General features: G+C 28.9%; 8 protein-coding genes and 1 pseudogene. 4 read left to right on the forward strand and 5 right to left on the reverse strand.

From position 1 onward, the window contains the following. The 4 genes and pseudogenes from F6U93_RS07180 to F6U93_RS07195 form a co-directional block, all read left to right on the forward strand. Positions 1-172: pseudogene (locus F6U93_RS07180) on the forward strand (tyrosine-type recombinase/integrase); the annotation flags it as partial. A gap of 296 nt (positions 173-468) precedes the next feature. Continuing rightward, positions 469-1443, forward strand: coding sequence for an AAA family ATPase (locus F6U93_RS07185; protein ID WP_225312606.1), 975 nt, complete (start codon positions 469-471; stop codon positions 1441-1443). A gap of 10 nt (positions 1444-1453) precedes the next feature. Then, the gene (locus F6U93_RS07190) at positions 1454-1657 is read left to right on the forward strand and encodes a hypothetical protein (RefSeq protein ID WP_150938302.1); all 204 of its coding nucleotides are present in this window, start codon (positions 1454-1456) and stop codon (positions 1655-1657) included. A gap of 64 nt (positions 1658-1721) precedes the next feature. After that, positions 1722-2723 carry a DUF6371 domain-containing protein gene (locus F6U93_RS07195; RefSeq protein ID WP_191963468.1) on the forward strand — a complete coding sequence of 334 codons (1002 nt, stop codon included), beginning with the start codon at positions 1722-1724 and terminating at the stop codon, positions 2721-2723. A 71-nt stretch (positions 2724-2794) separates the two neighbouring features. Here the strand turns inward: F6U93_RS07195 and F6U93_RS07200 are convergent, their stop codons facing one another. The 5 genes from F6U93_RS07200 to F6U93_RS07220 form a co-directional block, all read right to left on the reverse strand. Next, a complete protein-coding gene (locus tag F6U93_RS07200; protein ID WP_150938304.1) occupies positions 2795-3244 on the reverse strand; it encodes a hypothetical protein in 450 nt (149 codons plus the stop codon). Next, positions 3244-3651: a helix-turn-helix domain-containing protein gene (locus F6U93_RS07205; RefSeq protein WP_150938306.1), complete on the reverse strand. Its 408-nt coding sequence runs from the start codon at positions 3649-3651 to the stop codon at positions 3244-3246. The genes F6U93_RS07200 and F6U93_RS07205 overlap by 1 nt, the downstream gene beginning before the upstream one ends. Next, positions 3626-4150 (reverse strand): hypothetical protein, encoded by a 525-nt coding sequence (locus tag F6U93_RS07210; protein WP_150938308.1) that lies wholly within the window; start codon positions 4148-4150, stop codon positions 3626-3628. The genes F6U93_RS07205 and F6U93_RS07210 overlap by 26 nt, the downstream gene beginning before the upstream one ends. Before the next feature lie 137 nt (positions 4151-4287). Continuing rightward, positions 4288-6102, reverse strand: a complete 1815-nt coding sequence (locus tag F6U93_RS07215; RefSeq protein ID WP_150938310.1) for a hypothetical protein — start codon at positions 6100-6102, stop codon at positions 4288-4290. Further along, complete coding sequence (locus tag F6U93_RS07220; RefSeq protein WP_150938312.1) at positions 6102-8870, reverse strand: hypothetical protein; 2769 nt, start codon at positions 8868-8870, stop codon at positions 6102-6104. Before F6U93_RS07220 ends, F6U93_RS07215 begins: the two co-directional genes overlap by 1 nt. Between the last annotated feature and the right edge of the window lie 1002 nt (positions 8871-9872).

Genomic DNA, 9872 nt, shown 5'->3' on the forward strand with positions numbered 1-9872 from the left:
ACTCACCTTTATAACCAAGCTATATCGCGAATTAGTCAAAGACTCTTCCTCTTTTGAAGCTAAAAGTAAATTAATATTAATCACAGGGCACTCTACAATGGATGCGCTGCAAAAATATTTACGTGATATTGATGCTGAACTTCCAGAAGATTATTCTGATTTTTTAAAATAAGCAAACAAGATAAAACATTTCAACCTCGCTTTTCAGGGTGACTTATCCCTAAAAAAAATTGAGAAATATTGGTGAATAAAAAAACAAATTAGTAAGACTAATAGTACGACATGACATCATAGGCAGGATTTAACTCTCAAAAAATATCAACAAATGTCAACAAATGTCAACAAATGTGAACAAATCTCAACAAATGTCAACATCTTAAAATTTGAGTGAAATAAATTTGAAGTCTATTATACAAGGACAATCAAATGAACAACACTTACAATTTAACAGAAGACCTCGCTAAGGATTTGGAGCAAAATACAGCTCCTTCCCTATTTCAAATTAAACCCGCTAATGAATGGCTTGAAGAAGCTAATAAAAGACCAATTCCTAAAATGCTTTTTGGGGAATTTTGGTTTGAAAGCGAACTATGCATTCTATTTGCCGATACCAACCTTGGTAAATCCATATTAGCAGTTCAAATCGCTAATAGTATTTCTTCTGGCTATCCAACTTGCGGTTTGCAGCTAGAAGCAGAGCAACAACCCGTTATTTATCTGGACTTTGAACTTTCAGACAAACAATTCGAATGCCGATATTCTGAAAACTATAAAAATCACTTCAATTTTAATCCTAATTTTTTTAGAGCAGAAATTGAGACCGCAACAAAAATCCCTTCTACATTTGAATCGTTTGAAGCGTACTTATGCGAAAGCATAAAAAATACAGTACTTAGTCGGTCTGCTAAAGTTTTAATTATAGATAATATCTCTTATCTAAAAAACGGTACTGAAAAGGCCTCAGAAGCTACTACTTTAATGATTTTTCTAAATGAATTAAAGAAAGCGCATAATCTTTCCATTTTAGTGCTTGCCCATACGCCAAAAAGGGATTACTCAAAACCACTTTCAAAAAACGATCTTTCAGGTAGTAAATCTCTAATGAACTTTTGTGATAGTTCGTTTGCAATTGGTCAAAGTTTTAATGCAACTGGCGTTCGTTACTTAAAACAAATTAAGCAACGTGTCGTGGAGGAAATTTATGGCACAGAAAACGTCATCACCTGTTCCATTGTAAAAGATGTTAATTATCTGCATTTTAAATTTAATGATTACGACAATGAACTAAACCACCTTAAAGTAAGCAGCATTAACGATACTGATACTCGAAATGAAGAAATTTTAAGCTTAAAAAAGGAAGGTCACACCAATGTTGCGATTGCTGAAATGCTCAAGGTTTCAGAAGGCACAGTTAGAAATGTATTAAAAAAACAAAATAGTTAATACATTATAAGTGGACGCTAATACGGTACATACCATCTTTAAAGCCCTTCCAACGGAAGAGCAAATAAGGCTGTATACGCTTATTAGCAAAGACGTTGCTCCTATTCAAAATAAGAAAAAACCTCGTAGAACCAAGCCCAAAATTATTTCAGATGAAGCTTGTAGAAACCATCTTTTAGAGAGCTTATTTAATGTGAAATTAAAAAAATCGTAATAATCGTAACAATCGTAGCCCCTAGTCTCTTACGAATATTACGAATATTAAAAAATGTCCAGCCATGATACAATACCTACACTCTTTAGAAAAAGGGAGTAAAAAGCATATTTGCCCGAACTGCAATAAAAAAAAGTATGTTCGCTATATTGACATTGAAACTAATAACTATTTAGACTATACTTATGGTAGATGTGATCGAGAAAGCTCATGTGGGTATTTTAAAAAACCTAATGACAGCCTTGTATTATCGGCTTCAAAGTTTATCCAACAACCCCCAAAAGCAGTTAATACCATACGCGAATCCATTGCTTTAGCTACAATTAAAAACTATCATAGGAATAACCTCTTTTTATTTTTATCTAAACACTTTAAAAGCCAACAGGTAGAACAAACTTTTAAGACATATAAAATTGGTACTTCTAAAAAATGGAATGGCTCAACTGTTTTTTGGCAATTAGATCAATATTCTAATTTTAGAACTGGCAAAATCATGCTTTATGATACTGCAACTGGTAACAGGGTAAAAAAACCATACAATCATATAAGTTGGGCACATAAAGCTCTTAAAATAACTGATTTTAATTTAAAGCAATGTCTTTTTGGATTACATTTAGCTAATAACAAAACAAGACTAATTGGTTTGGTTGAAAGTGAAAAGACAGCAATTACCATGAAGCTCCTCTTACCAGAATACACATGGTTAGCAACTGGCAGTAAACAAAACTTAAATGAATCACTACTAACCCCTTTAAAGCCTTTTGAAATTATTGCTTACCCTGATTATGGTGAGTTTCCCGATTGGAACAAAAAATGTGAAACACTCAAAGCAACTGGCTTCAAAATTACTTGTAGCCAATTTGTAGAACAAAACGCCTTAAAACAAGGCTATGATTTGGCAGACATTTACTTTGATATAGAACAATCAACAACAAATAAAATTAAACGCTCCACAACCGAAATACAAGCTCAAAACCTTTATACAAAGAATAGTTCCATAAAAACCCTTATTAAAACTTTTGAGTTAACTGATGAAGGTGGTAATTGTATTGATATAAGATATTAATACAGAATCTTTTATTACAGCCTACCTCTTTTATTACAAAGTCGTTAAGAAAATCTTCATAAGCTAAAACACTAAGTGTTTTCTCTCTTTTGAAGTGCTAACATTTTTTGAGGTGATACCACAGGCAGAATCATTCCTTGCATATTGGTGTTAGAAAGTCTTTCAAAAATAATACCTCTTGCCGTTGAGAAACTAATACCTAAAAGCGTTGCTATAAGTGTTCCTGCAAAGATTGGGGAATTATCTTCTTTTAACTCATAGTAACTACTCAATTCGTCTATTTTAAAATGAAAATCGAAAACAAAATGCGCTTTAGCATCAGAAGACACATTATCGTCTATTAAATCTACAAACAACCCTATTTTAACTCTTTCATCCTTTAAATTATGCATTGTGGTTTGAGCAATATTAATTGTAAAGTTGTTATCTTCTTTTTGAGTAACATCTTTAATAGCACTTTCCACTATATTGACATGAAATAGGTGTATTTTTTCTGGTTCTATTTTAACCTCCTTATTCATTAACTTGCTGCGCTATAGTTGGTATCTTCATAATCGTTGATAGCATCTTCCATACCACCTTGAATAGAGCCTAGATAAACATATTCTATTTCCTTTATTGGCTCAATATTAATTAAATCAACACCTAAAACAAACTCCATTTTATTAATGCTCTTCAACGTTAAATTATGAGCACCAGACAACCATTTTGATACTTCAGAAGGTTTTTTTCCTAACATTTTAGCAAATTCGCCTTTTTTAATACCACGTTCTTTTAAAATGGAATTAATCTTTTCTGTTAATGCTAGATTTTTTTCTACTAACCTAGCAACTTCAGGGTTACCATTCTCGTTTAGCCAATCATCAATTATGTTGTTTTGTGGGAATTTCATAGTGTGTTTTTTAGAAATAGATTTTAAAATCTTCATTACATTCTATTTGTGTATAATCATCGTTCCAAGCGATATCTTTTTCTATAAAAGCGTTATCAATTTCTTTGGTAATTTGATTTGCTAATTTAAAATGACTTTTAACATTTGGGCAATGTTGCGCTTTTCTAGTTATTTTAATGTCTCCACTAAATAAGAAAACAACGTGTTCATTTGCTCTTAAGCAATATAATCGCAGATTGTTTGCTTTCCTTTTACCATACTCTGTGTATTGAGGTTTACGGTCAACTCCCTTGGGTGGGAGTGCAGAAGTGTCAGCCGTTTCTCCTTCTGGTCTAAAGTGGTATGTTTGTGCACCATGTTCGTTTCCTATAACTTTTAGCCAATTAAGTATATGATCTAACTTTTTTTCATTCTTTTTCGTATGCTCTTTGATAAATTCTTCAAATAAAGAGTGTTCTCCATCATTAATACATACTGAATAGTAGCCTACTTTTTTGTATTGTGCTATTGGTTTTATATGTGCAAAATTATTCACTTATAAGTTAATTTACAAATTTATTTTACTTTTAAGTTAATTTTATGATTAACTAGTTATAATTCTCTTGTGGTTCCACTGATTGATGAAAACAAATTTCTTTTTTAATGTTTTTATGATTTAATATTTAAATCATATTATTTAGTCACACTCTTTGTTACCTTACTTATTTCAAGGATCCTATTTTCGAAAATGATTTTATGTTTTAAAATTATGTCTAAAAGTAGATTTTCCTTTAAATTAAAATCTTTGGGATCTATACTTATACCTCCTATCGAAGGAATGACAGGGCTTTCAGACGTTAAAATATCAAATTGATTCTTAAATACTTTTTTATACCCCTGTTGTTCATTAATATTTATCAAATAGAGCCCAGCAACTTTACTTTTTTTAGAAATAACTCCTAAGCCATGTAAATATTTAAAGGATAAATCACGGACGTCATTTTTATAATCTTCCAATCTATTATAGGTTTTGTATTTTGCATCAAGAATTAAAAATTCCTGAAAACCATCTTTCTCAAACCCTATTACATAATCTGGATTATAAATGTTTTGCTTATTTGTAAAAACAGTAAGTAAATGAATATCTTTCGGTAAATCTTCATAGTACAAAGTTATCGTTATATCATCTTCTGACCTACTTTTAAACCTATAACACCCTGCAATTTTATTTTTATTATTATCAACTTTATAATATGTGCAAACAGCATCAAAATTAATCAGGATTAAATCCTTAATTAAGTATAAAAGATAAACTTCAAAAAGCCTATCAAAAGACTCTATTTCCAAATTACTTTTAATAGAATCATTTTTAATTTCCTTCGAAAAAAGATTATTATATAATAAAATTAATTCAAACCAATTCTTATAGTGTGGAAATGAAACAAACATATAAGTATCCTTGGGAAATTCAACCAAAGGAAGTTCAACTTTTAATACAGTAACAAAATAATTATATATAATGTTAAACCCTTTCAAAACCTCATCTATATACAATTCTACTATTTCATAATATTTAGAAACTAAATATTCATAGAAATTCCCTACATCTCTTGACCTTAGTATAATATTTTTATCAAGGTTTTTTTTAAAATCCGCTAAAATTAACACATATAATTTCGTATAACCTAAGATTACTCTATTTTCGTAAGAATTAAAACTGTAACTGCTTACTACTTGACTTATATCATTTATACGACATGCTTTTGAGTTTATTTTTAAATCATAAGCACCAACTCCTACATGTTGAATAGCATCTAAGTTCTGGAACAACCAATTAAAAGACTCATTATCAACAAAAGAAGTTGAAGTATAAGGTAAAACCTCATTTTGTGTATTATATTGTTTAACAGAATTATATTTAAATGCTGAAATTTCATCTACTATCGTTTCTACCTTCCTATGTAAAAACTTGAGAGATTCTAACAGTGAGTTTTTTAAATCAGAAAAATCCGTTGGTAAATTTGTCTTATAAATAACAGCTTCATCAAAATAATTATTAAACATTAAATATTTAATAATAATATCAAAATTTGCATCAGATATTTTGTTTGTTCTAACTTGAATTTGATTAAAAAAACTTATGTTTTCCTTGTAAATAACCTCAGGCTTTACATAGCCCAAATTATTTAAAAAAAGTTGCGAGAATTTAGTACAATAATTTTTTGCCTCAATAGATTTTTTTGATAAATTATAAATAGTTGAATCTATGATTAACCCATAATAATATAAATCATTAAACACATAATAACTTTCATCTAACAAAAAACTATTCACACCTAAAATAAACTGAAAACTGTCTACACTTATAAGCTCCTCGCTTTCTATCACAAAATGAACCATGTCGAGCTCATTTACTACAATATTATTACTGTCACGTAAATCGTACAACATAGAAGCCCCTGAATAACTCCCGTACTCGAAATTAGCTATATAAAATAAAACTTTCATTAATTAAAAAATGAGAACACTTGAAAACCTGCTCCTTTTTCTTTTATTTTTTTTATAGTTTTTGAAGATTTAGACAGCTGATATTTTTTAAACACCTCAATCAATTCATTTAACATTGATTCAAATGCTTTTCCTTGACCATGCAATTGAGGCAATACAAATTGAGTAATAGCATAATCTATATGCGAATATTGATTAGAAGTATATTTCAACATTAACTCTCTAGAAACACTACAATACTTTTTTATTGAATTTACTTTTCTTAGACTTATAACAATAGCCCCTTCATCTTTTAATATTTTAAATATCTCTTTTAATATTTCTTCTTCTTTTGACAAAAGACTATACACTAAAGGATTCATTAATTTCTCAATTTCACTAAAATCATAATATCCTTCTAAAGTATAATCAACAGAATTTGGAGTATCAAAAACTCTTAAATTATCGCTATCTAAAGTTATTATTGGAGCTCTATCTATTAATCTAGGAGACAATCGTTCTGTGGTATGATCATTATTAATTGTCGCCATAAATCTTAAATTATTTGGCACATTCAATTCCTCATATCCTTTTAATTCTAGCTTTATACTCCTTTCAAGGCTACTCTTATCGTAAATAGATATAAAATCAGACCAGTAATATTCAATTGGGCTAAGGTTCGCTTCATCTAACAAAATATTTAATGGAACGTTTGGATTCAATTTATTGTATTTTATTAATGTTTTCACAAATCCAAATTCATCAAACTGATAAATATTATTAATAGGATTATTGTAGCCTAGTAATACTTTCCTAGAATTCCACCCTTTAGACACAGCTAATTCTAAAAAACATTTTTTAGGTGTGAAAAACTGAGAAATTAAATTACATAATGAAGTTTTCCCAATACCTGGTAAACCTGAAAAAATAACCAAAAAGTTTTGAAAATATAATGTAATTATATTTAAAATTTCTTCTTGCCTATATCTTCTACCGTTGGCTTGAAGAAAATTATCCAAGTCTTCTATCAATTTCGACAAACTTGTTTCACTATCCTTAAACACAACACCATTCAACTCTAATGGAAAAATATCACCATTTTCCTTATGCTTGGTGTAGGAACCGTTCATTAACTCAAAATATGGTTGAATTTCACCAATTCGTTTTATAATTAAATCTTCCGATGTCTTAGCTAACTCTGTCTTTATTTCCTTTTCTTGGTGTTCAAAATTTTTTAATTTATTCTGAGCATTATTAATTATAATATCTAATTCTTTTTCTCTTGCCTCCTTTTCCTCTACAGAATTATAAATAGCTTCATAATCATTTAGAAGATCTAATTCTTTAGTTTTAGATTCAATTTCATTAATTAATTTTTCTAAATCATCACTTTTTAAAATTATACTCTCCCTTTCATTAGAAAGTTTTTTTATTTCCAATTCTAAATTCCCCTTCTCTTTTTTAGAAGCATTTATAGAATCAATAATATTTTCCTTTTCCAATTCTAAATTAGAGATTCCTTCTTTTACCTTTTCTTCAGCTACATTATTTAATTCCTTTATTTTTGATTCAATAATTTGCTCCCGATGATTCTCTACGTAATTTTCAACAAATTGTTTACCCTCATTTGTTTTTAAATATTTACTTAATATCTTATTTTCTAGAAAACTTAACCATTTATCAGATTTTGCTTTCGATTCTAAATACTTTTCAAATCTAATTTTATTTGCTTCATTTAAATCGGCGACTACGACATCGTTTTCTTTTTCAGGTAGATGTTTTTCTTCAATAATTTTTATTGTAGTATCTAGTGTTTCATTTAAAATTAATTCAATTGGATCAATATTTTTTAACAACTCAACTGTATTAGTAATATAAAATTCCTCAGAATCATTCTTACCATAACTATTATTAATAATATATTTCTCCACACCTGATTCCTCAAATACATGTATCACATCTTCATAATCCTTATCTAATCCCAAACTACTAGTCAATAATGATTGAACTTTATATTTGTAGGTCATTTCATCCTCTAACAACACATCCTCTTCGGTCACATCTACTATAGCAATTGGCCCATATATTTTTGAATTTGTTTTCACATATACAGAAGAATGATATTTATAGGGTAATTCAAGTTCTCCTTTGGCTAAAACAACATCTATATTTTTATCAATTAACAATGAAAGCTTTTCCACACTCTGACTTACAACCTCGTACTTAACACTATAATAATCCTCAGCGAAGAAGTTTTTAGAATTTTGATATTTTAATTTAAAAAATTCTGTTGACTCAAACCTTTCTTTTATATCCCTTGTATAATTAGTTAAAGCAATAAGGTGACCACTATTAGGAAAGTATTCATCACGTAATGTTTTATTAAGTCTAATAACCTCATATTCATTCACAAATACACATTGTGGTTTAGGGTACCCTTTATCTGGATTACCAGAATCATTTCCACTTGATACTATTAATGCTTTATAATCATTAATTATTTGCTCTTCATAATTTATCATTTTTTTATTTTGTGCTTTATTAAGTTCAACAACTTGATTCTTTGTGTGTTCTTCCAGAACAGCTCCCTTTTTTAATAACTTATGCTTCTCCTTTTCTAATTGGTTTAATTTTCGACTTTTTATTAGTTCACCCATCACATCTTTCGTTGCCATCCTTTTAAAAGCATCCTTTTTAAACTCTTTCAATAAAATAAAATATTCTAATTCATTTAATTTTGTAGTTGGACGATGTTCTATTTCTATACCATTTTCAGATAAAAACCCCACCGCCCTTTCTAAAGAAATATTTAACTCCCTAAGAGCTTTATTTAATCGTATAACTTTTACAATAAATACTCAAAAAAACATTTTAAGTTTTAAAATCTGTTAATATAAGAATTAACTAATAATATAAACTGTTATAAATAATATATTCTCCCTTATCTCTGCCTTTCTTTATGTTTACAGAGGTTTCCGATTAGTAAAATAAAAAAGAAAAGGAACACTTAGCACACCTCTATAGTAATATAAAGAAAAGTCTTATACTGCAAATGAAAAAGCACTAGGTTCATTCAGTTAATGAATGGACAGTTATCTAATTAAATTGATTAAAAACAATATGTAAAAACTAACATGCTTATCTTGTATCGACTATTTAAAATGAGTAAGAACACAATAATTGCCAGTTGTATTAAAAGACAAACTGGCTAAAACAAGACAAAACCCGCAAAACGACAAGACAAGACAAGACAAGACAAGACAAGACAAGACAATATCAACTGGCAAGTCTTCATCCCTTTTATATTGGTAAAATTCACTTTTTTATAATTTTACAATGTGATTGGCTTGAACCTACCGCAATTGGAGTGGATGAGAAATTGAGTCAATCACATTTTTTATACTATTTCTTCCACCTTACTTTTCCAAAATTTACTATACTTTTTATTGATATTCAGAACTAGGTCTAAACCTATGTATGCTCTCATGTTTATATATCATAATATGCAACCTTACAAGGAAGCTATTTCATATTCTTTTTTTATTTATATTTGGAATTCATTTGTATAACACACGAACACAAAATCGAACACAAATTTGATTTTCATATAAACTGTATAGTTCTGAAATAAAGGTAGTTATAAACAAACTGCTAAAACAATTATTGTTTCATAACCCGGAGGTCGCGGGATCGTGCCCCGCTCTCGCTACAAACTTAAAGAATTGAGGTTTAACGGTTTAGTGTTCGCTAAGCCATTTTTTTATGCCTAAATTAATTGAATTTCTTACGGA

This window comes from Pseudotamlana haliotis (genome assembly GCF_008806375.1).
Taxonomy (GTDB): domain Bacteria; phylum Bacteroidota; class Bacteroidia; order Flavobacteriales; family Flavobacteriaceae; genus Pseudotamlana; species Pseudotamlana haliotis.

Coding starts and splice junctions, on each gene's coding strand:
- F6U93_RS07195 (WP_191963468.1), top strand. CDS start 1,722: ATGATACAATACCTACACTCTTTAGAAAAAGGGAGTAAAAAGCATATT.
- F6U93_RS07200 (WP_150938304.1), bottom strand. CDS start 3,244: ATGAATAAGGAGGTTAAAATAGAACCAGAAAAAATACACCTATTTCAT.
- F6U93_RS07205 (WP_150938306.1), bottom strand. CDS start 3,651: ATGAAGATTTTAAAATCTATTTCTAAAAAACACACTATGAAATTCCCA.
- F6U93_RS07215 (WP_150938310.1), bottom strand. CDS start 6,102: ATGAAAGTTTTATTTTATATAGCTAATTTCGAGTACGGGAGTTATTCA.